This is a genomic window from Ramlibacter sp., assembly GCF_041916345.1.
Lineage (GTDB): Bacteria > Pseudomonadota > Gammaproteobacteria > Burkholderiales > Burkholderiaceae_C > Ramlibacter.
On the sequence record NZ_JAYRZR010000006.1, the window covers coordinates 24,187 to 49,727 of the forward strand.

Below are 25,541 nucleotides of genomic sequence, written 5' to 3' on the forward strand. Positions count from 1 at the left end.
GCGAAAGGATCATCGTGCGACTTGTCCTTGCCCTCGTCACTGGCCTCCTCCACGCTTCCTGTACCGCCATGCCGCCCCAGCCCAACCACGTAGCGAGTCAGGTGCCGCCGGCGATCGCGGCCCGGCTGCAGCAGCTGGGCCGCGTGGTCGATCCGCCGCGAACGGCCGAACTCTATGCGCCGCTCGCCCGCAAGGAACCCTACGCGGGCGTGAAGACCACACGCGACATCGCCTACGGACCGGATGCGCGCCACCGTCTGGACGTCTTCGAACCGGCGACACAGTCAGGGGCGCGCCCCGTGCTGGTGTTCGTGCATGGGGGCGGCTTCACGGCCGGCAACAAGCGCACCGGCACCAGCCCCTTCTACGACAACATCATGCTGTGGGCCGTCGCCAACGGCATGGTCGGCGTCAACATGACGTACCGACTGGCGCCGCAGCACCCCTGGCCCGCGGCGCAGGAGGACATTGCGGCGGCCCTGCGGTGGGTGCATGGCAACGTGCGCAGCCATGACGGTGATCCGGCGCGGATCTACCTGATGGGCCACTCGGCCGGCGCTGCGCACGTCGCGCACTATGTGGCCCATCCGCGCTTCCACGTGCAGCCAGGGGGTGGCATCGCCGGCGCGATGATCGTCTCGGGCCTGTTCGAGGTACCCCCCGGCGCGACGAACACGCCGATCAATGCCTATTTCGGCAACGACCGCTCGCACCATGCCGCGCAATCCGCGCTGCCCGGACTGGCTTCGACGCGGGTGCCACTGCTGTTCGCGTTCGCCGAGCTGGATCCGCCTGAGTTTCCGGCGCAGGCGAAGCTGCTGGAGGACGCCCTGTGCGCCGCGAACCGCTGCCCGCGCATCCATTGGCTGCTGGGGCAAAGCCACATGTCCGAGGTGTATTCGATCAATACGGAAGACCGATCACTGACGGATCTGATGCTGGCCTTCATGCGCGGAGCACGCTGAAGGAGACATTGGCAGACCCTGGATTCCCGCCTCCGCGGGAATGACGTTTGGCACGTCCGCTGCGACCCCAGGCACTGCGCCGCCCATGCGCACAGGCGACAGCACTCAGGCCCCGCTCCGCCTAAGATCGCCCGTTTCTCACGCGTCCACCCCATGGAATTCGACGACGTCATCCTCGGCCGCCGCAGCATCCGCGGCTACAAGCCCGATCCCGTTCCGCGCGCACTGATCGAGGAGATCCTGGCACTCGCCATGCGCGCGCCGTCGTCCATGAACACGCAACCGTGGAACTTCTACGTGGTCACGGGCGAGCCGCTGGCGCGCATCCGCCAGGGCAATACGGAGCGCATGGCCGCGGGCGTGCCCCAGTCGCGGGAGTTCCGCATCGGCCCGCCTTTCGCGGGCCCGCATCGCGAGCGGCAGATCGGCGTGGCCAAGCAGCTGTTCGCGGCCATGGGCATCGCGCGGGATGATCAGGCGAAGCGGCAGGATTGGGTAATGCGCGGCTTCCGCCAGTTCGATGCACCGGTGTGCATCATCGTCACGTATGACCGCGTGCTCGATGGCAGCGACGACACGCCTTTCGATTGCGGCGCGGTGACCACGGCGCTGGTCAACGCCGCGTGGTCGCGGGGCCTGGGCTGCGTGATCAACAGCCAGGGCATCATGCAGTCGCCCGTGGTGCGGGAGCACGCAGGCATTGCCGATGACCAGGTGATCATGAAGAGCATCGCGCTCGGCTGGCCGGACGAGACCTTTCCGGCCAACGCGGTGGTGTCCACGCGCAAGAGCGTGGCGGAGGCGTCGGTGTTCGTGGGGTTCGACGGCTAGCCTGGCCCCTGGCCCTTGAGGTCGGCGAACTTCGCCGCCATCGTGGGGTTGCCCTTGGTCAGTTTCTTGATCGTCACGTCCTGCGCCTTGTCGTTGGCCAGGCGCAGGTTGCGGTCGGTGCCCAGCAGCGCATCCTTGGTCTTCTGCAGGTGGTCGATGGACTTGTCGATCTCGGCGATGGCCTTCTGGAAGTGGCCGGAGGCGAGCTCGTAGTTGCGGGCGAACGCCGCCTTGAAGGTCTCCAGCTCCGACTCGAACTTCGTGATGTCGATGTTCTGCGCCTTCACCAGCGCCAGCTCGGTCTTGTACTTCAGCGAATTCATCGCCGCGTTGCGCAGCAGCGTGATGATGGGGATGAAGAACTGCGGCCGCACCACGTACATCTTGGGGAAGCGGTGGAACACGTCGACGATGCCGGTGTTGTACAGCTCGCTCTCGGGCTCCAGCAATGAGACGAGTACGGCGTATTCGCAGCCCTTCTCGTTGCGGTCCTTGTCCAGCTCCTTCAGGAAATCCTCGTTCGCCTTCTTCGTGGCGGTGCCGTCGCTCTCGTTCTTCATCTCGAACATGATGGAGACGATCTCGGTGCCAGCTTCGTCGTGGTCCCTGAAGATGTAGTCGCCCTTGCTGCCGGTGCGCGCGTCGTTGTCCTTCTCGAAGTAGGCGCGCGGGAAGGCGGTGGCGCGGATGCGGTTGAACTCGGTCTCGCAGTGCTGCTCCAGCGTCTCACCGACCATCTTGGTGGAGAGGCGGGCCTTCATGTCACGCAAGAGGCCGATCTCGACGTCCCGGCCTTTCAGAACGGTCTCGTACTTTTCCTTCAGCGCTTGCTCGGCCACCTGCTTGTCCAGCGCGGCGCGTTCCAGGTTGAGCTTGAGCGCCTGGATCTCGGCGTCTTTGGCCGCGGCTGCCTGCAGCACCTCGGTGGCCCGCTTCGCCTCGGCCAGCCGCGCGGCGGCCTGTTGATCCTGCTTCGCCTGGGCCAGCTGCGCGGCAAGCGCGTCGCGCTCCTTCTCCAGGGCGGCCAGGGCCTGGGTCACGGCGAGCTGCCGGGCCACCTCCGCCGCGTCGAGCTTGCCTTTCAGCTCCTGGATCGCCGCGTCCTTGGCTGCGGCCGCCCGCTGCTGCTCGCTGGCCGCCTGGGCCCGGGCGAGCGCCAGGGCCGCCTGCTTGTCGCGTTCGGCGAGTTCCAGCCGCTCGTGCAGATCCTTCTCGAACGCGCTGTCGCGGACCTGCTTCAAGATGTCGGCGTAGCCGGCCTCGTCGATCTGGAAGGCCTTGCCGCAGTGGGGGCAGATGATGTCGTGCATGGGCTTGCGGGTTCATTGGTGGCTGCGGCTGGCGGCTCAGCGGTCCAGCTCTTCCAGGGTCTTGCGAACGGTGGTGAGCGGCAGGCACAGCGTCATCGGCTGGATCGGGGATTCAAGAAAGCCCCGGGAGAGGTAGAAACGGCGCGCAGGCTCTGACAAGGCGTGCACCAGCAACGCGGCGATGCCCGCCACTTCAGCGGCCTGCAGGGTCCGCAGGATCGCGTCGCGCAGCAATGCGGTTCCCAGACCGCTCTGATGATGCTCGGCGTGCACGGCCAGGCGCCCCAGCACGATCACCGGGATGGGGTCGGGCCGATTGCGCCTAAGGTTCCCCGGCGCATCGGCCTGGGCAATGGCCCCGGCGGCCAGGCAGTAGTAGGCGATGACGTGATCGTCGTCGTCGCACACGACGTAGGTGCGCGATGATCCATTGCCCTGATTGCGCAACGCGCGCTGCCGCAGCCATGCATCCAGAGATGGTTCGCCACTGGTGAAGGCGTCCAGCCGGTGGCCGGCGGCCAGCGGCTGCGGCGGCCTCACGGCTTGGCGTCCCAGGGGGCCCGGGCCCGAAGCGTGCGGCGCAAGCGGTCAGAAGCGCGCGGGGGCGCGTCAAGCATGGCCTGGAGTTCGGCGAAGCCGTTCTCGCTCAGGCCGAAGTACGTCTGGTCGAGCAGAACATCTTCCGCGGCCTTGCAGGCCGCTTCGAGCATGAAGTCAGACCGGCTGCGGCCGAGGCGATCCGCGGCCAGATCGATCAGGTCGCGCTGGCGCGCCTTGGCCCGGATGTTGATGGTGACGGCTTCTTGCCGCAAGGAGAGGTCTTCCATCCAATGACCATACGCCGGCGTGGGGACAATGTCAACACATCCGCAGCGTCGCTCCGCGCCGGAAAGGATTTGCAAGGGGCGGTTACCGAGGGGCTTGCCCCGGAGCCACTTGTCACGTCAATTGCTTCGACCGGGAAAGCCTCGGCGAACCTGATCGTCCGGTTAAGTTCGGTGTCGCTGAATCCAGCCCCGTATTCGGCGGTCAATTCTCGTGACACTGTCACAAGAATCTGCTTTCCGCAGGTGGCACTGACACTATTCACCTGCTCTTGTGCCAGCCGCCTTCGCGGCCTTTCCTCGGCAATCCCAATTGCCCATCCCGATCATCGCAGCGTGACCACCCGCCAGCCCCGCTCCTGCGCCGCCGCCTTCAGCCGCGGCTCCGGATCCACCGCCACGGCCACGTCCGCGGCGCTCAACAGCGCCAGATCATTGATCGAATCGCTGTAGGCGGTGGAATGCAGATCAGGCAGTGAAAAGCCTCGCCCGGCCAACCACGCCTGCAGCCGCGTGACCTTGCCCTCGCGCATGTTGTGCACGCCCTCGGTGCGGCCGGTGAACACGCCATCCACCACCTCGCACTCGGTGGCCAGCAGGTGCTCGATGCCGAAGTGCTGCGCGGTGAGTTCGGTGATGAATCGGTTGGTGGCGGTGGTCAGCACCACCAGGTCACCGGCGTCCAGGTGCTCGCGCACCAGCGCCGGCGCGCGCGGCGCCACACAGGGCACGATGACTTCGTGCAGGAACTGCTCCCGCAGCGGCTGCCACTGCGCGGGAGAGCGGCCAGCCAGCGTGCTGACGTAGAAGCCCGCGAATTCCGCCACGCCCACGGTGCCGGCCTTGTAGCGCGCCTCCATGTCGGCATTGCGGGCGGCGAAGCTTTCGCGTTCCAGCACGCCATGCGCCATGAGGAATTCGCACCACAGCACGTCGCTGTCGGCGGTCAGCAGCGTGTGGTCCAGGTCGAAGAGCGTGAGCCTGGGCTTCTTGCCCGCGGCGCTCATGCCTTCCTCAGATGCCAGGCCTTCGGCCGGGTGAAGGTCTGGATGCCGTAGGTGGAGAGCGTGAGGCCCACGCCGGAGTCGCCCACGCCGCTCCAGGGCAGGCGCGGGCTCACGCGGTCGCAGCAGTTCCAGTACACGCTGCCCGCGCGCACCTGCGCCAGCAGCGCATGGGCGCGCGCCTCGTCGGGCGTGTACACGCCGGCCGTGAGACCGTAGCGCGTGTCGTTCATCAGGCGCACGGCTTCGTCATCGCCGCTCACCTTCTGGATGCCGATGATGGGGCCGAAGCTCTCTTCGCGCATCAGCTCCATGCTGTGGTTCACGTGGCTGAACACGGTGGGCTGGAACCAGTTGCCCGGCCCCTCGCCGCGCGCGCCACCCAGCAGCAGCCTTGCGCCCTTGGCCTTGGCGTCGGCCACCTGGGCCTGCAGCACCGCGAGCTGCGGTGCACGGGTGATGGCGCCGATGTACGTGTCCTCGCTCATCGGGTCGCCCATGCGGTAGCCCTTGACCGTGGCCACGAAGTGATCGACGAAGGCATCGTGGATCTTCTCGTGCACGTAGATGCGCTCGACCGAGCAGCAGCTTTGCCCCGTGTTGTACATGGCGCCATCGGCCAGTGATTCGGCGGCCGCCTTCGGGTCCGCGTCGTCGCACACGTAGGTGGGGTCCTTGCCCCCCAGCTCCAGCTGCAGCTTCACGAAGCGCTGGCCCACGGCGGCGGCGATGCGCTGGCCGGTGGCATGCGAGCCGGTGAAGAACACGCCATCCACCGGCTGCGCCAGCAGGGCCGCGCCCACTTCGCCAGCGCCGACCAGGCAGAACAGCACGTCCTTCGGCACGCCCGCCTCATGCAGCAGGCGCGTGATCTCCAGACCGGTGAGCGTGGCGTATTCCGAGGGCTTGTACAGCACCGCGTTGCCGGTCAGAAGCGCGGGCAGGATCACGTTGCAGCCCACGAACCACGGGTAGTTCCAGGCCGAGATGTTGGCCACCACGCCCAGCGGCTCGTGCTCGATGCGCTCGCGCATGCCGCCTTCGTCGAACACCGTCTCGGGCGCGATGCTGGCTTCCGCCTGCGCCAGGAAGAAGTCGATGCGCGGCAGCAGGCCGTTCAGCTCGTTGCGCGACATCTTGATGGGCTTGCCGGTCTCGCACGTCATGACCTGGGCCAGTGCCTCCAGATCGCGCACCACGCCCGCGCGGAAGGCCTGCACGCACGCACGCCGCTCGGCCAGCGGGCGCGCGGCCCACAGCGGTTGCGCCGCGCGCGCCACGGCGGCCTTGCTGGCGACGGAGGCCGCGTCGTCGGCCTCCAGGGTGGTGATGCGTTCGCCGTTGGCGGGGTTGTGGATGGAGAGGGTGCTCATGCTTTGCGGGCCGCGCGGGCGGCCTCCAGGAAATCGCGCAACAGTGGGGTATCGTCCACCACACCCAACTCGGGCCGGTGGAACTCGGGGTGCCATTGCACGGCGGCCACCCAGGGGCCGCCGGTGTGACGGATGGCTTCGATCACGCCGTCTTCGGGTGACACGGCCTCCACCCGGAAGCCGGGCGCGAGGTCCTTGATGCCCTGGTGGTGCACGCTGTTGATCTTGTGGCGGCCGGGTGGCACCAGCTCGCTCAGGCGCGTGTCGGGCAGCACCTCCACCTCATGGAAGTTCAGGTCGTAGGCGGCCGCATCGCGGTGCACCAGCGCGCCGGGCTTCTGCGTGCTGATGTCCTGGTACAGCGTGCCGCCATGCGCCACGTTGATCAGCTGCAGGCCGCGGCAGATGCCGAACACCGGCTTGCCGGCGGCCACGAAGGCCTGCACCAGCGCCACTTCATACGCGTCGCGCACGCGGTCGCCGTGCCACTCGGGGCGCAGCGGCTGCTCGCCATAGCTGCCGGGCCACACATCCGCGCCGCCATGCATGACGATGCCGTCCAGCCAGTGGGCGTACTCGGCCACGCTCACGTCGCCGCGGAAGGTGTCGCCGGCCAGCGAGGGCACCATCACCGGCAGCGCCCCTTCGGACATGACCCAGTGCGCGGTGGATTGCTCGATCCACAGCAGCGTCTTGGAAGGCGCCGCCTTGCGCTCGCCATCCGGGTGGAAGAAGCAGGCGGAGATGCCGATCTTCAGGCGGGTGGTGTGACTCATCCCTGGCGGCCCCTCACATCGCCGCGGCGAAGAGCCGCTCGAAATCCGCCGCGGTGCACGGGCGGGGGTTGGTCTGGTGGCAGATGTCGGCGGTGGCGATCTGCACCAGGCGCGCCATGTGATCGGGCTTCACGCCATGGTCCGCCAGCCGGCCGGTGATGCCCACCGTGGCCTTGAGCTGCTGCAGCCACGGCACGAAGGCCGCGCCGCCGCCGGCCACGCCGCACACATGCGCCAGCTCATCAAACTTCGCCGGCACCACCTCGCGGTTCCACGTCATCACGGTGTCGATCATCAGCGCATTGGCCAGGCCGTGGTGCAGGTCGCACACCGCGCCCAGGGCGTGCGCGCAGGAGTGCACCGCGCCCAGGTCCTTCTGGAAGGCGATGGCGCCCATCATCGAGGCCATCATCATGTCGCTGCGGGCCTGGAGGTTGCCCGGCTCCTTGACGGCCGTGACCAGTGCACGCGCCGCGATGCGCGTGCCCTCCAGCGCGATGCCGTCGCACAGCGGGTGATAGGCGGGCGAGAGATAGCTCTCCACGTTGTGCGTGAGCGCGTCCATGCCGGTGGCGGCCGTCACATGCGGCGGCAGCGCGAAGGTGAGCTCGGGGTCGGCGAACACCTTCTTCGCCAGGATCTTCGGGCTGAACACCACGCGCTTGAGGTGCGTGTCGTTCTCGCTCACCACCGAGGAGCGCCCCACCTCGGAGCCGGTGCCCGAGGTGGTGGGCAGGGCCACGAAGTGCGGCAGCGCATTCTTGATGGGGCGCACCTGCGGGTGGTCCCACACGTACTCGATGATGTCGCCCTCGTGCGTGGCGGCGATGCCCACCACCTTGGCGACATCCAGCGCGGCGCCACCGCCAAAGCCGATGATGCAGTCGGCCCCATGCGCCTTGAACGCAGCCGCGCCGCCCATCACCTGGCTGGCCGTCGGGTTGCCGAATACGCCGTCATAGACCGCGACCTCCAGGCCCTGCAGATGGCTGCGGAACTCCGCCAGCACCGGCAGCGCGGCCAGGGCGCGGTCCGTCACGATCAGCGGGCGCTTCAGGCCATGGTCGCGCAGGTGGCCTGCCACCTCCTTGCGGGCGCCGGCGCCGAAGACGATGGAGGTGGGAAAGGAGAAGTGCGAAAGGCTCATGATGCAGTCGTGAGATCAAGGAACATGTGAATCTTGCCGTAGGCCCGGCCCGCCACCACGATGGCGCGGGGCTCGGTGCCGAAGGCGCGGAAGCCGCAGCGTTCATACAGGCGGACGGCGCTGTCGTTGCCTTCGGTGACGGTGAGCACCAGCAGCTGCAGCCCTTCAGCGCGGGCCTGGGCCAGCAGGGCCTGGAGCAACGCATGGCCGAGGCCGTGGCCCGCGGCCTCGGGCGCGACGAACATGCCGACGACGTGCGCCTTGTGGCGGTTCTTGGTGCGCGTCTCGCGCTCCAGGCCCACGATGCCGGTCAGTTCGCTGTCGATAAACGCGCCCCAGAACGAGACACGCGGCGAAGCCAGGCGCGCCGCCGACACCTCGGGCGGGTGCGCGGCATCTTCCTCATAGCTGGAGGTGAAGGCATCCGGATGCTCGCGCAGGCCGCGCAGGCGCAGGGCGCGGAACGCGGGTGCGTCATCAGGCGTGAGCAGGCGGACGGCAGGCATCACTTCAGGGCCGCGTGAGCCGGTAGATCAGCAGCGCCGCGCGGATGGCGCCGCGCTCGATGGACGCGATCTCCATGTCTTCGTCATCGGTGTGCGCGCCACGGCCCGCCACGCCCAGGCCGTCGAGCCCGGGCACATGCGGTGCGGCGAACTGGATGTCGCCCGCGCCGCGCGAAGACGGGTCCATCTCCACCACCGGGCCGAAGCCCGCATCTTGGCTGGCGCGCGAGTAGGCCTCCAGCAGGCGGCGCCCGCCCTCGGTGGGCGGCATGGGCGGATAAGCCTCGCCGATGCGGATCTCGCTGCGGGTGCCGGGCAGGCTGGCCGCCACGATCTCGCGCATGCGCTGGCGGGCGCGCTCGCCCTGCTCGGGCGAGAGATAGCGGATGTCGCCGCGCACGATGAAGTCGCGCGGAATCACGTTGGACTTGCCGAACAACGTGCCGGTGGCCGTGGCGTCGTCCCACTGCACCTGCGTGCCGCCGGCCGCGGCACCCGGGCTGAAGGTGAGGCCCGGCTCCGGCAGTTGCTCACGGAAGGCATTGAGGATGCGCGCGGCCTCGTAGATGGCGCCCAGGCTCTGGCCGGGCGAGAACATGCCCGCGGAGTGCCCGGGCCGCGCTCGCACGGTGAGTGACCAACTGCCGGCGGAGCGGCGCGCGTAGCTCGCGCGGTCCACCCCATCGATGCGCGCGGCCGCCTCGAAGGACAGCGCGGCGTCGGACTGCTTCGCCATCGACACCAGCTCGGCGCGGGCCTGCGAGATCGGCGCGCCCACGCGCTCCTCGTCGCCGGTGAAGAGCACCGCGAGGGTGGTGCCCTCCAGCGCGCCCGCGGCCTGCAGCGCGCGCAGGGCTTCCAGCAGCACCACGTTGCCGCCCTTCATGTCGTTCACGCCCTGGCCGCGCACGCGATCCCCGCGACGATCCCACGCGGCGACAGCACTGTCTTTCTCGAACACCGTGTCCAGGTGGCCCAGCAGCAGCAGGCGCTGGCCGGCCTGACCCTGCCGCGTGGCGGCGAGGTGGCCACCGCGCTGCATGCTCTCGGGCATGTCGACCCAGCGGGTGGCGAAGCCCATGGCGTCCAGCTCCGCGCGGTAGAGCGCACCGACCGCACGCACGCCTTCGGCGTTGAGCGTGCCGCTGTTGATGCGGACGGAACGCTCCAGCAGCGCCAGCGCGGCGGGCGAGCGCGCCTTGACCGCCGTCACGATGCGCTGCTCGGTCTCGTTGAGTTGGGCCCGCACGGGCCAGGCCGCGCATGCGGCGACCAGCGCGAGCAGAAGGGCGAGGGGACGACGACGCATGGCGATTCCGCTCCTCAGGGCGCGGCCACGGCGGCGAGCGCCTCGTCGATGAGATCCAGCGCCGCATCCATCTGCGCCACCGTCGTCACCAGCGGCGGCGTGAGCGTGAGCGTGCTGCCCATCGTGGTCTTGAAGGACAGGCCGCGGGAGAGGCAGTGGTACAGCACTGCCTCGGCGGCGTCGCCGGCCGGCGTCTTCTTCGCGCGGTCCGTCACCAGCTCCAGCCCCAGCAGCAGGCCGCGCCCGCGCACGTCGCCCACCAGGGCGTGGCGGTCGCGCAGATCGTGCAGGCGCTCCAGTGCATGCGCGCCCACGCGGGCCGCGTTCGCCACCAGGTCCTCACGCTCGATCACCTGCAGCGTGGCCAGCGCGGCGGCGGCCGTGACCGGGTTCTTCTCGTGCGTGTAGTGACCGTACGCGTAGGCGCCGGCCACATTGAGATCGTCGCGCGCCACGCAGGCCGCGATAGGCAGCACGCCGCCACCCAGCGCCTTGCCCAGCACCACGATGTCGGGCTTCGCCGCGTCATGTTCGGCGGCAAAGAAGCGGCCGGTCTTGCCCAGGCCGGTGGGGATCTCGTCGAAGATCAGCAGCGTGCCATGCGCCGTACAGGCCTCGCGCACGGCAGCCCAGTAGCCGGGCGGCGGCACATAGGGCACGGCGCGGGCCGGCTCGGCGATGACGGCGGCGACGTCGCCTTCTCGCTCCAGCACGTACTTCACCATGCCGGCGCAGGCGAGACGACAGCGCTCCAGATCGGGCTGGCCCTTCGCATCCACCGGGTGGCCGTAGGCGCAACGGTAGCAGCCAAACGGCGCCACATGCTCGGTGCCGGGCAGCAGCGGGCCGACGCGCCCGCCGCGGAACAGCGACTCGCCGCCCACGCTGCTGGCGCCGAAGCCGGCGCCGTGGAAGGCGTCCCAGAAGCTCAGCGTCTTGAAGCGGCCAGTAGCCGTGCGAGCCAGCTTGATGGCGACCTCCACCGCGTCGGAGCCGCCGGTAGTGAACAGCACGCGTCCGGGCGAGCCGGTGAGACGCTGGAACTGCGCGCCCAGGGCCTCGGCCAGCTCCACCGCGCGGTCACTGGCAAAGCGGCGCGGCGCGAACGACAGGTCATCGAGCTGCGCCTTGATGGCGCCGATGACGTGCGGGTGCGCATAGCCCACGTGGTGCACGTTGTTGCCATGGAAATCCATGTAGCGGCGGCCCGCCATGTCCTCGATCCAGATGCCCTCCGCCCGGCGGATCGCGCTGAGACAAGGTGTGGACACGGACTGGTGCAGGAAGGCCGCGCTGTCGCGCGCCAGCAGCGCGCGCGTGGGCGCATCCAGGTGCTCGCGCTGCCAGGCCAGCCGGCGCGGCGTGCCGTTGATGTCGCCCTCGCTCTGCGTCGGAGCGTGGCCGCTGGCGGCGGCGAGGTCCATTCAGATGATCTCGAAGTAGCGCTTCAATTCCCAGTCGGTCACCGCGTCCTGCCACTGGCGGTGCTCCCACTCGCGGGTGGCGGCGAAGTGCTCGACGAAGGTGTCGCCCAGCCAGTCGCGCGCGATCTTCGATTCGCTGAAGATGCGGGTGGTCTCGATCAGGCTGCGCGGCGCGCGCGGGATGTGTTCCGCACCCTGGTTGGTGCCCGTGATGGGCGGCGCGGTGAGCTTCAGGCCCTTCTCCACGCCGTGCAGGCCGGCGGCGATGACGGCGGCCATGGCGAGGTAGGGGTTCACGTCGGCACCGGGGCAGCGCGTCTCCAGCCGCGTCGCCTTCGGCGAGCCGGCGATCACACGGAAGCTGGCGGTGCGGTTGTCCAGGCCCCAGGTGGGCTTGACCGGCGCCCAGAAGCCATCCACCAGCCGCTTGTAGCTGTTGATGGTGGGCCAGAACATCGGCGCGAATTCCATCAGGCAGGCGATCTGGCCGGCGAGATAGCTCTCGAACAGCTTGCTCATCTTGCGCCCGCTCTTCGCGTCGTAGAACAGGTTGGTCTTGCCGTCCGACAGGCTCTGGTGGATGTGGCCGCTGCAGCCGGGGTACTGCTGGCTCCACTTCGCCATGAAGCTGGGCATGACGCCGTAGCGCTTGCCGATCTCGCGCGCGCCGGTCTTGAAGAGGATGGCGCGGTCGGCCTGCTCCAGCGCGGTGGAGAAGCCGATCGCCGCCTCGTACACGCCCGGGCCGGTCTCGGTGTGCAGGCCCTCGATGGGCACGTTGAAGGCGAGCATCTCGTCCATCAGCGCATTGAAGAAGCCGGGGTTGTCGGCCATGCGCAGCAGCGAGTAGCCGAACATGCCGGGCGTCAGCGGCTCAGGCCCCACGCCCTTCTTGGCAGCCCAGGTCTGCGGCGTCTCGCGGAAGTTGAACCACTCGAACTCCATGCCCGTCATGGGCGCGAAGCCGAGCTTCTCGGCGCGCTTGAGCACACGCTTGAGTGTCTGACGCGGGCACACCGGGAACGGCGAGCCGTCGGCGTTGACGAAGTCGCCCAGGAAGAAGGGCACGTTGTTGTCCCAGGGGACGTGGCGCGCGGTGTCGAGATCGACCCGCGCCAGCGCATCGGGAAAGCCGTGCTGCCAGCCGGTGACCTGGGTGTTGTCGTAGCAGTTGTCGTGCGCGTCCCAGCCGAACACCACGTCACAGAAGCCGAAGCCACCCTCGGCCGCGCCCTCGAATTTGCCGATGTGCAGGTACTTGCCTCGCAGGATGCCGTCGATGTCGCTGACGGCGACCTTGACCTTGGTGGCGCCGAATTTGCGCAGGGCGGCGAGGGCGGGATGGGGCTTGGTGGCCATGAGGGTCTCCAGGGGCTCAGATCGCGGGTTCGCCGGAAGCAATGCCGAGGTCTTGCAAGGCAAGCTCCACCGCATGCACGGCCTGCTGCATCTCCACCGGGCCGATGGCGCCGATGCAGCCGACGCGGAAGGTCTCGATCTGGGTGAGCTTGCCGGGGTAGAGGATGAAGCCGTGCGCCTTGGCGGCGTTGTAGAACGCCTTGAAGTCGTAGCGCGCGTCGCCCGGCGCGTGGAAGGTGACGATGATGGGCGCCTGGATCGCGGGGTCCAGGAAGGGCATGAAGCCCATGCGGCCCATGCCGTCGATCAGCGTGCGGTAGTTGGCGGTGTAGCGCGCCAGCCGCGCAGGCTGGCCGCCTTCGGCCTCGAACTGTGCGATGGCCTCGGCCAGCGCCACCACCACGTGCGTGGGCGGCGTGAAGCGCCACTGGCCCGTCTTCTCCATGTAGACGTACTGGTCGTGCAGGTCCATCGCCAGCGACTGGCTGCGGCCGGCGCAATCGTCCAGGATGGCCTTGCGCAGGAAGACGAAGCCCATGCCGGGCACGCCCTCCAGGCACTTGCCGCTGGCGGCGATGAGCGCGTCGAAGCGCACCTCGCGCGCGTCGATGGGGAGCGCAGCGAAGCTGCTCATGGCGTCCACGATCAGGCCTTTGCCACGCCGCTGGCACACGTCGGCCACCGCCTGCAGCGGGTTCAGCACGCCGGCACCCGTCTCGCAGTGGATGAGGACGACGTGGGTGATGCTGGCATCCTCGGCCAGCTTCGTGTCGATGGCTTCGGCGGAGACAGCGGCCGCTTCGTCGAAGGGCAGCACGGTGACGCGCCGGCCCATCAGCGTCGTGAGCTTCGCGGCGCGCTTGCAGTAGGCGCCGTTGTCGGCCACCAGCACGTGGCCGTCACGCGGCACCACGGTGGCCACCGCCGCCTCCACGCTGAAGGTGCCGCTGCCCTGCAGGGGCACCACCACGTGCGTGTCTTCGCCGTGCACGATCTTCAGCAGGCTCTGGCGCACGCGCGCCGTCACGGCATTGAAGTCGGCGTCCCACGAGCCCCAGTCGCGCAGCATGGCGAGCTTGGTGCGCAGGGTGGTGGTGAGAGGGCCAGGGGTGAGGAGGATGCGGTCGCGGTCCATGGATCGGTCCTGGTTCAAGACGGAATGGGGTGGGTCATGCCTTCCACGCTTGGGTGCGGCGGTTGACCCACCATGCCAGCGCCATGAACAGCAGCATGGCGGTGGAAGAGGCCAGCAGGATCAGCACCGCCATGGCGGCGGCGGCGCCCATCTCGCCGGCCTCGTCGAGGTTGAGGATGGCGATGGCCGCCACCTTGGTCTCGGGCGAATACAGGAACACGACCGCAGAGATGGTGGTCATGGCATTGACGAAGAAGTAGCGGGCGATGTCCACCAGCGCGGGCGTGCAGATGGGCAGCGTCACGCGCCAGAAGGTCTTGTAGAACGGCACCTTGAGCGAAGCGCTCACCGCTTCGAACTCCCCATCCAGCGCCTTCAGCGCCGTCACCGCCGTGAGGTGGCCCGTGGTGTAGAAGTGGACGATGGTGCACAGCGTGAGCAGGGTCAGCGTGTGGTACAGGCCGCCGATCGGATTGTTCGGCGCGTTGAAGAAGAAGATGTAGCCCAGGCCCAGCACCAGGCCCGGCACCGCCATCGGCAGCATCGCCAGCATGCGCACCAGGCCGCGCAGGGCCGGCACGAAGCCGGTGCCGCCGCTGCCGTCGGCGAAGCGGCCGGGCGTCTTCTCCAGCAGGTAGGCACCACAGAACACCAGCACGGTGCCGAAGAAGGCGGTGCCGGCGGCCATCTTCAGGCTGTTGATGAAGGCGACGCTCACCTCGGCATCGACCAGGCCCATCACGTAGTGGCGCAGGCTGGGGCTCAGGTTGTAGGGCCAGAAGCTCGCGAAGGAGGCGAACACCGCCATGCCCAGCATGGCCAGCACCAGGAAAGCGATGACGCTGCAGTAGGCCGTCATGGCCAGGTCGAAGCCGCGCGCCGGCTTGGGCCGGTAGGGCACGGCGCGCGCGGTCAGCATGGCCGTCTGCCGGCGGCTCACGTAACTGTCCACGGCGAAGGTCAGCACCGCCGGCGCCAGCAGCAGGATGGCGACGACGGCGCCCTTGGCGAAATCCTGCTGGCCGATGACCAGCTTGAAAACGTCGGTGGCGAGCACGTTGAAGCTGCCGCCGATCACCTTGGGGATGCCGAAGTCGGTGATGACCAGGGTAAACACCACCAGCGCGGCGGAGATCAGGCCGTACTTGGCGCCAGGCAGTGTGATGGTGAAGAACTTGCGCGCGGGCGTGGTGCCCATGGCGTCTGCCGCCTCGTACAGGCGCGCGTCCGCCAGCGACAGCGCCGTCACCAGGATCATCAGCGCATGCGGGAAGACGGCGAAGCACTCGCCGATGACGATGCCCGGCGCGCCATAGATCTCGGCGATGCCCAGCGACTGCAGCCAGCCCTTGAGCACGCCCTGGTTGCCGAACCAGTAGATGAGCGAGATGGCCGACAGCAGCGAGGGTGCGAGCAGCGGAATGAGCGTGATGCCGCGGAACAGCGGCTTGAGCGGCATGCACGAGCGCGTGAGCGCGTAGGCGAAGCCGAAGGCGAGCGGCACCGTGATGAGCGTGACCAGCCCGGAGACCCACAGGCTGTTCCACAGGCTTTCCAGCAGGGCCGGCGTGCGCGCGTAGGCGATGAAGTTGTCCAGGAAGACGAACTCGCCCGCCTGGCCTTCGACCGCCTGCATCAGGATGGCGGCCAGGGGAAAGGCGAGAAAGGCGACCAGCGCCACGGCCACCACGAGCAGCGCGGCATGGGCGATGCGGTCGCTCCAGTGGGCGGCCTGCTTCACCGGGGTGGCGCTGGGGGCGGGGAGGACGGCGGACATGGGTCAGCGAAGCGGTGGATCGCTGGGACCGGGAGAGCAGTTCGTAGGCTGGGGTGGCAGCGCAGCGAAACCCCAGCGGTTCAGGGCGCCGGTCACTAGAACACCTTGATGCGCTCAGGCAGCAGCTTGAGCTTGAGCGCGGAGCCCACGGCGAGCGACGCCTCGGACAGGTAGTTGAGCGACAGGTACACCGTCAGGCGGTGCGGCTGCAGCGCGGGCGTGGCCACGTGCACGTGGCAGTAGGAGCCCAGGAACTCGATCTTCTCGATGCTGGCCTCGAACACATGCGGGTCGCCTTCGGCGATGGGCCGGGCCAGCACGTCCTCCGGCCGGAGGTAGACGCGCGCTTCACGGTCTGCCCCTTCGGCTGGCAGCCGCAGCGCGCCCACCAGCAGCTCGCCACCCGCCACCCGGGCCGGCAGCACGTTGACCTTGCCCACGAAATCCGCCACGAAGGGCGAGGCCGGCTCGCGGTAGATGTCGATCGGCGTGCCCACCTGCTCGATCACGCCGTGGTTCATGACCACGATGCGGTCCGCCACCGAGAGCGCCTCTTCCTGGTCGTGCGTGACCATGATGGTGGTCACGCCCAGCGTCTGCTGCAGCGCCCGGATCTCCGAGCGCAGACGCACGCGCTCCAGCGCGTCCAGCGCGGACAGCGGCTCATCGAGCAGCAGCAGGCTGGGCGACGTGGCCAGCGCACGCGCCAGCGCGATGCGCTGCTGCTGGCCGCCGGAGAGCTGTGCCGGATACTTCTTCTCGCTGCCCGGCAGGCCAACCAGCTTGATCAGGTCGCTGACCTTCTGCGCGATCTCGGCCCGCGGCACCTTGCGGTTGACCAGGCCATAGGCCACGTTGTCCGCGATGCTGAGATTGGGGAAGAGCGCGTAGCTCTGGAACACGATGCCGTAGTCGCGCTCGGCCGGCGGCAGGCGAGAGATGTCCCGGCCGCCCTGCCACACCTCACCCGCGGTCTGCACCTCCAGCCCCGCGATGATGCGCAGCAGCGTGGTCTTGCCGCAGCCCGAAGGCCCCAGGAAACAGACGAACTCGCCCTTGGCGATGCCCAGGTTGATGTCCGCGAGCGCGGTGAACCCGTTGGCGAACTGCTTGCGCACGTGGCGCAGATCAAGAAACGAGCCAGATGTCATGCAAGCAGGACGAGGTGCCAGGAAGTTCAGTGGGCAAGCGCAGCGATGCCCCTTCGCGTGACACCGCGGATCTGGTTTCGCCAGGCCGCTGGTGTCGCCCCCCTTGGGGGGGATGACGGCCCCGCGAGGGGCCGTCAACGGGGGGTTACCTCTTCTCGGACTTGGCGTTGTAGCGCTTGGTCCATTCGGCGAGGATGCGCTCGCGGTTCTCGGCGGCCCAGCTGAAGTCCATCTTCACCAGGCGCGACTCGTAGTCCTTCGGCACGTTGGCCAGCGGCGGGGCCACGCCCGGCTGCGCGGTGATGGCGAAGTTCTTGCCGTACAGGATCATCGCGTCCTTGCTGGCGGCCCAGTTGGCGAGCTTCTTGGCGGCGTCGAGCTTCTTGGTGCCCTTGTGGATGGCGAAGGCTTCCAGGTCCCAGCCCAGGCCCTCCTTCGGGAACACCAGGTCGATGGGCGCGCCCTTGGCCTTGTTGCTGTTGGCGCGGTACTCGAAGGAGATGCCCACCACGTACTCACCCGAAGACGCCATGTTGCACGGCTTGGAGCCGGAGTGCGTGTACTGCGCGATGTTCTCGTGCAGGGCATCCATGTACTTCCAGCCACCGCCCTTGCCGCCATCGTCGCCCCACAGCGTGAGCCAGGCGGTGACGTCGAAGAAGCCGGTGCCGCTGGAGGCCGGGTTGGGCATGACGATCTGGCCCTTGTAGGCGGGCTTGGTCAGGTCCTTCCAGGTCTCGGGTTTGGGAATGCCCTTCTTCTGCGCCTCGACCGTGTTGAAGCAGACGGTGGCGCCCCACACGTCCATGCCCCACCAGGCCGGCGGGTTCTTCTTGTCACGGTACTTGGACATGATCGCGTCCAGGTTCAGCGGCGCGTACGGCTCCAGCATGCCCTGCTTGTCGAGCACGGCGAGGCTGGAGGCCGCCACCCCCATCACCACGTCGGCCTGCGGATTGGCCTTTTCGGCCAGCAGCTTGGCGGTGATGACGCCGGTGGAATCACGCACCCACTTCAGCTCGATGTTGGGCTCGACCTTGTTGAAGGCCTCCTGGTAGGCCTTGAGCTGATCCGTCTCCAGCGCGGTGTAGACGAGCACCTGGGTCTTCTGCTGGGCACCGGCCACGCCGGCGCTGAGCGCCAGCAGGGTGGCGGCCGCCGCGGGCAGCAGGCGGGAGACGAGACGACGGGTAAGACGCATGCGGGAACTCCTGTACAAGTGGATCGGATGGCTGCCACGAAAGCCCGGTCCGCGCGATGGCTGTCAGCCTCCCTCATCGGCGCGAGTTGCGGTTTCATTGGACGACGCAGCCCGTAGCTTGTCAATTGTTTTTTGCAGATTGTTGACAATCCGGCGGAGGCTGCTCTAATCGCACCATGACTGCCATCGCGCACGCCACGATCGCACTGCTGCAGAGCAGTTCGCTCGCCAATGTGGTGCAGCAGGAGATCGAGCGCGCCATCCTCGCCGGCGAGTACGCGCCCGGCAGCAAGCTGATCGAGGCCACGCTGGCGCAGAAGATGGGCGTGTCGCGCGGCCCCGTGCGCGAGGCCTTCCGCATGCTCGAAGAGGCGGGCCTGGTGCGCACCGAGAAGAACCGCGGCGTCTTCGTGCGCGACATCCCGATCGACGAGGCGGTGGAGATCTTCGATCTGCGCGCCGCGATGGATGAGCTGGTGGGCCGCCAGCTGGCGTCGAACATCACCACCGCGCAGCTGAAGGAGATCCGCGGCCTGGTGGAGGCGATGGAGAAGGCTGTGAAGGCCGAGGACGCCTACCACTACCACCTGCTCAACCTGCAGTTCCACGACCGCCTGGTGGAGATGGCGGGCAACCGCAAGCTCACCGCCATCTACCGCAAGCTGATCAAGGAGCTGTCGCTGTTCCGCCGCCTGAACCTGGCGGATGGCTGGCTGCTGCCCATCTCCGCCAACGAGCACCGGCAGATCCTGAAGGCCATCTCCGCCGGTGATGCGGATGCCGCCGGCCGCGCCATGTTCCAGCACGTGATGGACAGCAAGGAACGCACCATCGCCAACGACCTGCGCCGCCAGGCGCGCGCCACCGAAGCGGCTTGACGCCCGCACAAGGATGCCCATGCTCACCGTGAACCAGCGCAGCTACCGCGCGCCCACCCAGCCCACCGTGGTGGTGTGCGTGGACGGCTGCGAACCCGACTACCTGGGCCAGGCCGTGGCCGGCGGCCACATGCCCTGGCTGAAGCGCGCGCTGGCTGAAGGCACCGGCCTGGTGGCCGATTGCGTGGTGCCCAGCTTCACCAACCCCAACAACCTGTCCATCGTCACCGGCGCCCCGCCGTCGGTGCACGGCATCTGCGGCAACTACCTGTACGACACCGCGAGCGGCACCGAAGTCATGATGAATGACCCCAAGTGGCTGCGCGCGCCCTCGCTGCTGGCGGCGCTGGCGGACGCGGGCTGTTCGGTGGCCGTGGTCACCGCCAAGGACAAGCTGCGCGCGCTGCTGGGCCACGGCATGAAGGGCATCTGCTTCTCCTCCGAGAAGGCGGATCAGTGCACCGAGGCGGTGAACGGCATCACCGGCGTGGTGGCGCTGGTAGGCAAACCCGTGCCCAGTGTCTACAGCGCGGACCTGTCGGAGTTCGTGTTCGCCGCCGGCGTCAAGCTGATGCAGACGCGCCGGCCGGATGTGATGTACCTCTCCACCACCGACTACATCCAGCACAAGCACGCGCCCGGCACCGCGGGGGCGAATGCCTTCTACGCCATGATGGACGGCTACCTGGGCGAGCTGGACCGCCTGGGCTGCGTGATCGCGCTCACCGCGGATCACGGCATGAACGCCAAGGTGGGCATGGACGGCCGGCCGGACGTGATCTACCTGCAGGACTGGTTCGATGCGCGCCTGGGCCCGGCCGCCGCGCGCGTGATCCTGCCCATCACCGATCCGTATGTGGTGCACCACGGCGCGCTGGGCTCGTTCGCCACCGTGTACCTGCCGGCGGGCGTGAGCGCCGCCTCGGTGATCGGCGACCTGCGCGCGCTACGCGGCATGGAGGCGGTGCTGGACCGCGCGGGCGCGGCCGAGCGCTTCGAGCTGCCGGCCGACCGCATCGGTGACATCGTCTGCGTGTCGGAGCGCTTCACCGTCATCGGCACCTCCGCCAGCCGGCATGACCTGTCGGGCCTGGACGCACCGCTGCGCTCGCACGGCGGCATCAGCGAGCAGAAGGTGCCGCTGGTGGTGAACCGGCCGTTGCCGGGCATCGACCGCAACCGGCGCTTCCGCAATTTCGACGCGTTCGACCTGGCGTTGAATCACGCGCAGTGATGTCATGAGCGCATCTGTCTCCGAATTCATCCGCGCGCACGGGCTCGACCGCATGCGCATCGCCGGCCGCCGCGTGGGCGATGGCCGCGAGGGCGACCGCGTCATTCCGGTCTTCAACCCCTACACGGGCGAGCGCATCGGCAGCGTGCCCAAGGCCACGCTGGAGGAGGTGCGCGAGGCCTTCGAGGTGGCGCATGCCTGCCAGCCGAAGCTCACGCGCGCTGATCGGGCCGGCATCCTGCAGAAGGCCGCGGCGCTGGTGCGTGATCGGCTGGCCGACATCGCCGCGCTCATCACCGCCGAGGCCGGCCTGTGCCACAAGGACGCGATCTATGAAGCCGGCCGCGTGAGCGACGTGCTGCTCTTCGGCGCCAACGAGGTGCTCAAGGACGACGGCCAGATCTTCAGCTGCGACCTCACGCCGCACGGCAAGAAGCGCCGCGTGTACACGCAGCGTTCGCCGCTGCTGGGCGTGATCACCGCCATCACGCCCTTCAACCACCCGATGAACCAGGTGGCGCACAAGGTCGTGCCCAGCGTCGCCACCAACAACCGCATGGTGCTCAAGCCCTCGGAGAAGGTGCCGTTCTCGGCGATCTTCTTCGCCGACCTGCTGTACCAGGCCGGGCTGCCACCGGAGATGCTGCACGTGGTGACGGGCGATCCGCGCGAGATCGCCGACGAGCTGATCACGAACGAGCGGGCGGACCTCATCACCTTCACCGGCGGCGTGAGCATCGGCAAGTACATCGCTTCCAAGGCCGGCTATCGCCGCGTGGTGCTGGAGTTGGGTGGCAACGACCCGATCATCGTGATGGAGGATGCCGATCTGGATGAGGCCTCGTCGCTCGCGGTGCAGGGCAGCTACAAGAACTCCGGCCAGCGCTGCACCGCCATCAAGCGCATGCTGGTCCATGAGTCGGTGGCCGCGCGCTTCACCGAGCTGGTGGTGGAGAAGACGCTCGCGTGGAAGCACGGGGACCCTAGCGACCCGGCGATGGACATGGGCACGGTGATCGATGAGCCCGCCGCCATGCTGTTCGAGTCGCGCGTGAACGAGGCGGTGGCCCAGGGCGCGCGGCTGCTCGCGGGCAACCAGCGGCGCGGCGCGCTGTACGCGCCCACCGTCATCGACCAGGTGGACCCCCGCATGACCGTGGTGCGGGAGGAGACCTTCGGCCCCGTCTCGCCCATCATCCGCTTCAAGGACATCGATGAGGCCATCCGCCTCTCCAACGGCACGGCCTACGGCCTGTCCAGCGCGGTGTGCACCAACCGGCTGGACTACATCACGCGCTTCATCAACGAACTGCACGTGGGCACGGTGAACGTGCGCGAGGTGCCGGGCTACCGGCTGGAGCTCACGCCTTTCGGCGGCATCAAGGACTCGGGCCTGGGCTACAAGGAGGGCGTGCAGGAGGCCATGAAGAGCTTCACCAACCTCAAGACCTACTCGCTGCCCTGGGTGTAGGCGATTGGCGATCACATGGCCTGTCCTGCTCGCGGTGCTGTTCGGCGCCCTGCTGCACGCGAGCTGGAACGCCCTGGTGAAGTCCAGCCCCGACAAGGCGCTGGACACGGCGGTGATCCACATCGTGGGCTCATTCATCGGCATTCCGCTGGTGCTGATCGCGGGCCTGCCGAAACCCGAGTCATGGCCCTACCTAGCTGGCTCCATCGTCATCCACATCGGCTACTACGTCGCGCTGACCGGTGCCTACAAGCATGGCGAGCTGGGCCTCACCTACCCGCTGATGCGCGGCACCGCGCCGCTGCTGGTGGCGCTGTCGGCGAGCTTCACCCTGGGCGAGACGCTCTCGCCCATGGCCTGGGCAGGCGTGCTGGGCGTGAGCGCGGGCGTGCTCTCGCTCGGCCTGTCGCGCCATGCGCTCGACTCGCCGCGCGCGGTGGCCTTCGCGCTCAGCAACGCGGTGATCATCGCGCTCTACACCGTGGTGGATGGCCTGGGGGTGCGTGCCTCCGGCAACGCGCTGCAGTACGTGGCACTGCTCTTCGTGCTGGACGGCTGGCCCTTCGGCCTGATCGTGCTGTGGCGCCGCGGCTGGGCCACCACCTGGGTTTATGCCCGCGCCCGCGCGCCGGTGGCCTGCGTGGCCGCGGCCGCCTCACTCGGCTCCTACGGCATTGCGCTGTGGGCCATGACCCGCGCGCCAGTGGCCCTGGTGGCCGCCCTGCGCGAGACCTCGGTGCTGTTCGCCGCGCTGATCGGCACCTGGTTCCTGAAGGAAGCCTTCACCCCGCGCCGGGCCATCGGCACGGCGGCCATCGTGGCGGGGGTGATGGCACTGCGGCTGGGGTGAGGGCTGCACGGCCCTGCCTCCCGACCTGAAAGACGATCCATGACCCTCCCCTCCCACGCCGAAATCGTCATCGTCGGCGGCGGCATCGCCGGCTGCTCCACCGCGTACCACCTGGCGAAGCTGGGCAAGACCGACGTGCTGCTGCTGGAACAGGGCCGGCTCACCAGCGGCACCACCTGGCACGCCGCCGGCCTGGTGGGGCAGATGCGGCCCAACCGCAGCATGACGCAGATGAGCAAGTACGGCATCGAGCTGTACGCCACGCTGGAGGCCGAGACCGGCCTCGCCACGGGCTGGAAGCAGTGCGGCAGCGTGAACGTGGCCAAGACGCCCGAGCGCATGCAGATGCTGCGCAAGCAGCTCGCGATGGCCCGCGCGTTCGGCGTGGAGTGCCATGAGATCACGCCGGCGGAGATTGCCCGGCGCGTGCCCGTGCTGCGCACCGATGACCTGCAAGGCGGCCTGTGGCTGCCGGGCGATGGCAAAGCGAATCCGGCGGACCTGTGCATGTCGCTCGCCAAGGGCGCGCGCAACCGCGGCGTGAAGATCATGGAGGGGGTGGAAGTGACCGGCGTGACGCAGGCGCGCGGCCGCGTCACCGGCGTCGTCACCGCGCAGGGCACGGTGAGCTGCGACGTGGTCATCAACTGCGGTGGCCAGTGGTCCCGGCAGTTCGGCCGCCTGGCCGGGGTGAACGTGCCGCTCTTCTCGGCGGAGCACTTCTACATCGTCACCGAGCGCATCGCCGGCGTCACGCCCGACATGCCGGTGGTGCGTGATCCGGACGGCCTGATCTACTACAAGGAAGAGGTGGGCGGCCTGGTGATGGGCGGCTTCGAGCTGGAAGCCAAGCCGTGGCAGGTGGACCCGATTCCCTCCACCTTCCAGTTCGAGCTGCTGGGGGAGGATTGGGACCAGTTCGAGCCGCTGATGACCAATGCGATCCACCGCACGCCCTGCCTGGAGACGGCGCAGGTGAAGATGCTGCTGAACGGGCCGGAGAGCTTCACGCCCGACGGCAACTTCATCCTGGGCGAGGCGCCGGAGCTGGGCAACTACTTTGTCTGCGCCGGCTTCAATTCCGCCGGCATCGCCAACAGCGGCGGGGCGGGCCGGCTGATCGCCGAGTGGGTGGCCGCCGGCGAGCCCGCCAGCGACGTGTGGGAGGTGGACATCCGCCGCTTCGCACCCTTCACCGGTAACCGCCGCGCGCTGGCCGAGCGCACCGGCGAGACACTGGGCCTGCACTACGCCATGCGCTGGCCCCGGCAGGAGCTGCGCACCGTGCGGCCGCTGCGCACCTCGCCGCTGTATGACCTGCTGAAGGACAAGGGCGCGGAGTTCGGCAGCAAGAATGGGTGGGAGCGGGTGAATTACTTTCGCCCCGAGACTCCCTCCGCCGCCCACACCCTCGGCACGCCCGGCTGGCTGCCCTGGATGATCGAGGAACAGCGGGCCACGCGGGAAGCGGTGGCGCTGTACGACCAGACCTCGTTCTCCAAGCTGCTGCTGCAGGGCCGCGACGCGCTGCACGTGCTGCAGCGCCTGTGCGGCAATGAGATGGACGTGCCGGTCGGCCGCATGGTCTACACGCCCATGCTCAACGCGCGCGGCGGCATCGAGAGCGACCTCACCGTCACCCGGCTCGCCGAGGACCAGTTCCACATCGTCACCGGCTCGGCCCAGGCCACGCGGGACGCCGACTGGATCCGCCGTCACATCGTGGCCGACCAGCATGCGGTGCTGACCGACGTGTCGGCGCTCACCTGCGTGCTGTCGGTCATGGGGCCGAAGGCGCGCGAGCTGCTGGCGCGCGTGAGCCCGGATGACCTGTCCCCCGCCGGGCTGAAGTTCTCCTGGACGAAGGAGATCGACCTGGGTCATGCCCGCGTGCGCGCGGCGCGCATGAGCTACGTAGGCGGGCCGGGCTTCGAGCTGTATGTGCCGGTGGAGATGACGCGCCACGTCTACCTCGCGCTCATGGCGGCGGGGCAGGACCTGGGCCTGCGCGATGCCGGCTACTACGCGCTGGATGCGCTTCGCATCGAGCAGGGCCGCCGCGCCTGGGGCGCCGAGCTGGGGCCGGACGAGACACCTTGGCAGGCCGGCCTGGGCTTCAGCGTGAAGCTGGACAAGCCTGGCGGCTTCATCGGCCACGATGCGCTGGTGGCGAGTCAGCATCTGCCGCTGCGCAAGAAGCTGGTCAGCGTGGTGCTGGGCGACGCGACGCGGTATGCGTGGGGCGGCGAGACGGTGTTGCTGGCCGGCGAGCCGGTGGGCGAGCTCAGTTCCGTCGGCTGGAGCCCGCTGGCCGGCGCCTGCGTGGCGCTGGGCTATGTGCGCGGCGATGCGGCGCGGGTGCCGCATGAAGGCACGGCCGCGGAGATCCTGCTGTGGGGTGAGCGCGTGCCGGTGACGCTGCACGATCAGTGGCCCGCGCGGGTGGCGGCCTGACCGCTGGGGTTGCGCTCCGCTCCACCCCAGCCCACGAGAGCGCAGCGACCGTGGCCTCGTAGGCTGGCGGTGACCGAAGGGAACCCCAGCGCTTCAATCGCCCCGCACCAGCCGCTGCAGCACGGCCTGCAACCGCTGCCCCGGCGCCAGCCCCATCGCCCGCGCGGCCTCATTCACATGCGAGATCACGCCGTGGTCCCACATGTCCTGCGCGTCGCCGATGCGCGCGCTGGTGTGCGACACGGTGCCGGCGGCCACGCCGCGCGCCTGCAGCATGGCGAGCGCCGCGATGCCCGCATCGTCCTTGCCGACGCCGGCGTCGTTGAAGAACACGGCCCGCAGCGGCACCGCCAGCGCGAACTCACCGGAACTCACACCGCCGTGCGAGGCCGAGACGACGATGGCGCCCTCGTCCCGCGGGTCCACCTTGGTGATGGAATCGATGATGAGCACACGGCCGCCCGGGCCCATGGCCACTTCCTGCTTCAGCATGGGCCCATGATGCCGGCGCGCGCGTCGCGTGCCAAGTAGACTTGAAGCCACCGCAGGACACGCATCGACG

At 68.7% G+C, this 25,541-nt stretch carries 24 protein-coding genes; 7 read left to right on the forward strand and 17 right to left on the reverse strand.

Annotated elements, in window-relative coordinates; translation table 11 throughout:
* Positions 1-68: 68 nt before the first annotated feature.
* Both ACE3T5_RS03095 and ACE3T5_RS03100 read left to right on the forward strand, forming a co-directional pair.
* Positions 69-965 (forward strand): alpha/beta hydrolase, encoded by an 897-nt coding sequence (locus ACE3T5_RS03095; protein ID WP_374664331.1) that lies wholly within the window; start codon positions 69-71, stop codon positions 963-965.
* A 153-nt stretch (positions 966-1,118) separates the two neighbouring features.
* The gene (locus ACE3T5_RS03100) at positions 1,119-1,796 is read left to right on the forward strand and encodes a nitroreductase (protein WP_374664333.1); all 678 of its coding nucleotides are present in this window, start codon (positions 1,119-1,121) and stop codon (positions 1,794-1,796) included.
* Here ACE3T5_RS03100 and ACE3T5_RS03105 read toward each other — a convergent pair.
* From ACE3T5_RS03105 to ACE3T5_RS03180, 16 genes are all read right to left on the reverse strand, one after another.
* Complete coding sequence (locus ACE3T5_RS03105; RefSeq protein ID WP_374664335.1) at positions 1,793-3,106, reverse strand: DUF2130 domain-containing protein; 1,314 nt, start codon at positions 3,104-3,106, stop codon at positions 1,793-1,795. The genes ACE3T5_RS03100 and ACE3T5_RS03105 overlap by 4 nt on opposite strands.
* Positions 3,107-3,142: 36 nt before the next feature.
* Positions 3,143-3,646 carry a GNAT family N-acetyltransferase gene (locus ACE3T5_RS03110; protein ID WP_374664337.1) on the reverse strand — a complete coding sequence of 168 codons (504 nt, stop codon included), beginning with the start codon at positions 3,644-3,646 and terminating at the stop codon, positions 3,143-3,145.
* Positions 3,643-3,933 carry a DUF1778 domain-containing protein gene (locus tag ACE3T5_RS03115; RefSeq protein ID WP_374664339.1) on the reverse strand — a complete coding sequence of 97 codons (291 nt, stop codon included), beginning with the start codon at positions 3,931-3,933 and terminating at the stop codon, positions 3,643-3,645. The genes ACE3T5_RS03110 and ACE3T5_RS03115 overlap by 4 nt, the downstream gene beginning before the upstream one ends.
* Positions 3,861-4,244, reverse strand: a complete 384-nt coding sequence (locus ACE3T5_RS03120) for a DUF1016 N-terminal domain-containing protein (protein ID WP_374664473.1) — start codon at positions 4,242-4,244, stop codon at positions 3,861-3,863. Before ACE3T5_RS03120 ends, ACE3T5_RS03115 begins: the two co-directional genes overlap by 73 nt.
* Before the next feature lie 12 nt (positions 4,245-4,256).
* A complete protein-coding gene (locus ACE3T5_RS03125) occupies positions 4,257-4,937 on the reverse strand; it encodes an HAD family hydrolase (protein ID WP_374664341.1) in 681 nt (226 codons plus the stop codon).
* Positions 4,934-6,307, reverse strand: coding sequence for an aldehyde dehydrogenase family protein (locus ACE3T5_RS03130; protein ID WP_374664343.1), 1,374 nt, complete (start codon positions 6,305-6,307; stop codon positions 4,934-4,936). Before ACE3T5_RS03130 ends, ACE3T5_RS03125 begins: the two co-directional genes overlap by 4 nt.
* Positions 6,304-7,083, reverse strand: coding sequence for a gamma-glutamyl-gamma-aminobutyrate hydrolase family protein (locus ACE3T5_RS03135; RefSeq protein ID WP_374664345.1), 780 nt, complete (start codon positions 7,081-7,083; stop codon positions 6,304-6,306). The genes ACE3T5_RS03130 and ACE3T5_RS03135 overlap by 4 nt, the downstream gene beginning before the upstream one ends.
* Before the next feature lie 13 nt (positions 7,084-7,096).
* On the reverse strand, positions 7,097-8,230 hold the full coding sequence (locus tag ACE3T5_RS03140; protein ID WP_374664347.1) for an iron-containing alcohol dehydrogenase: 1,134 nt from the start codon (positions 8,228-8,230) through the stop codon (positions 7,097-7,099).
* Positions 8,227-8,736, reverse strand: a complete 510-nt coding sequence (locus tag ACE3T5_RS03145) for an N-acetyltransferase family protein (RefSeq protein WP_374664349.1) — start codon at positions 8,734-8,736, stop codon at positions 8,227-8,229. The genes ACE3T5_RS03140 and ACE3T5_RS03145 overlap by 4 nt, the downstream gene beginning before the upstream one ends.
* 4 nt (positions 8,737-8,740) lie before the next feature.
* The gene (locus ACE3T5_RS03150; protein ID WP_374664351.1) at positions 8,741-10,045 is read right to left on the reverse strand and encodes a M20/M25/M40 family metallo-hydrolase; all 1,305 of its coding nucleotides are present in this window, start codon (positions 10,043-10,045) and stop codon (positions 8,741-8,743) included.
* Positions 10,046-10,059: 14 nt separating this feature from the next.
* Complete coding sequence (locus tag ACE3T5_RS03155; protein WP_374664354.1) at positions 10,060-11,469, reverse strand: aspartate aminotransferase family protein; 1,410 nt, start codon at positions 11,467-11,469, stop codon at positions 10,060-10,062.
* On the reverse strand, positions 11,470-12,828 hold the full coding sequence (locus tag ACE3T5_RS03160) for a glutamine synthetase family protein (protein ID WP_374664356.1): 1,359 nt from the start codon (positions 12,826-12,828) through the stop codon (positions 11,470-11,472).
* 16 nt (positions 12,829-12,844) lie between these two features.
* Positions 12,845-13,963, reverse strand: coding sequence for a 2-aminoethylphosphonate--pyruvate transaminase (locus ACE3T5_RS03165; protein WP_374664475.1), 1,119 nt, complete (start codon positions 13,961-13,963; stop codon positions 12,845-12,847).
* Between the two features lie 34 nt (positions 13,964-13,997).
* Entirely contained in the window at positions 13,998-15,740 is a 1,743-nt protein-coding gene (locus ACE3T5_RS03170) for a putative 2-aminoethylphosphonate ABC transporter permease subunit (protein ID WP_374664358.1), read from the reverse strand.
* Between the two features lie 95 nt (positions 15,741-15,835).
* On the reverse strand, positions 15,836-16,891 hold the full coding sequence (locus tag ACE3T5_RS03175; RefSeq protein ID WP_374664360.1) for a putative 2-aminoethylphosphonate ABC transporter ATP-binding protein: 1,056 nt from the start codon (positions 16,889-16,891) through the stop codon (positions 15,836-15,838).
* Between the two features lie 145 nt (positions 16,892-17,036).
* Positions 17,037-18,092, reverse strand: a complete 1,056-nt coding sequence (locus ACE3T5_RS03180; RefSeq protein ID WP_374664362.1) for a putative 2-aminoethylphosphonate ABC transporter substrate-binding protein — start codon at positions 18,090-18,092, stop codon at positions 17,037-17,039.
* Positions 18,093-18,268: 176 nt separating this feature from the next.
* On the opposite strand from ACE3T5_RS03180, the gene ACE3T5_RS03185 reads away from it, so the two are divergent.
* The 5 genes from ACE3T5_RS03185 to ACE3T5_RS03205 are packed head-to-tail and all read left to right on the forward strand — an operon-like array spanning position 18,269 to position 24,979.
* Positions 18,269-18,970: a phosphonate utilization associated transcriptional regulator gene (locus tag ACE3T5_RS03185; protein ID WP_374664364.1), complete on the forward strand. Its 702-nt coding sequence runs from the start codon at positions 18,269-18,271 to the stop codon at positions 18,968-18,970.
* Positions 18,971-18,989: 19 nt separating this feature from the next.
* Positions 18,990-20,204 (forward strand): phosphonoacetate hydrolase, encoded by a 1,215-nt coding sequence (gene phnA / locus ACE3T5_RS03190; protein WP_374664366.1) that lies wholly within the window; start codon positions 18,990-18,992, stop codon positions 20,202-20,204.
* A gap of 4 nt (positions 20,205-20,208) precedes the next feature.
* Positions 20,209-21,675 carry a phosphonoacetaldehyde dehydrogenase gene (gene phnY, locus ACE3T5_RS03195; RefSeq protein ID WP_374664368.1) on the forward strand — a complete coding sequence of 489 codons (1,467 nt, stop codon included), beginning with the start codon at positions 20,209-20,211 and terminating at the stop codon, positions 21,673-21,675.
* Between the two features lie 4 nt (positions 21,676-21,679).
* Positions 21,680-22,525 carry an EamA family transporter gene (locus tag ACE3T5_RS03200; protein ID WP_374664370.1) on the forward strand — a complete coding sequence of 282 codons (846 nt, stop codon included), beginning with the start codon at positions 21,680-21,682 and terminating at the stop codon, positions 22,523-22,525.
* Between the two features lie 39 nt (positions 22,526-22,564).
* Positions 22,565-24,979, forward strand: coding sequence for an FAD-dependent oxidoreductase (locus tag ACE3T5_RS03205; RefSeq protein ID WP_374664372.1), 2,415 nt, complete (start codon positions 22,565-22,567; stop codon positions 24,977-24,979).
* Positions 24,980-25,072: 93 nt separating this feature from the next.
* On the opposite strand, the gene ACE3T5_RS03210 is transcribed toward ACE3T5_RS03205, so the two are convergent.
* Positions 25,073-25,471, reverse strand: coding sequence for a hypothetical protein (locus ACE3T5_RS03210; protein WP_374664374.1), 399 nt, complete (start codon positions 25,469-25,471; stop codon positions 25,073-25,075).
* Positions 25,472-25,541: the final 70 nt, after the last annotated feature.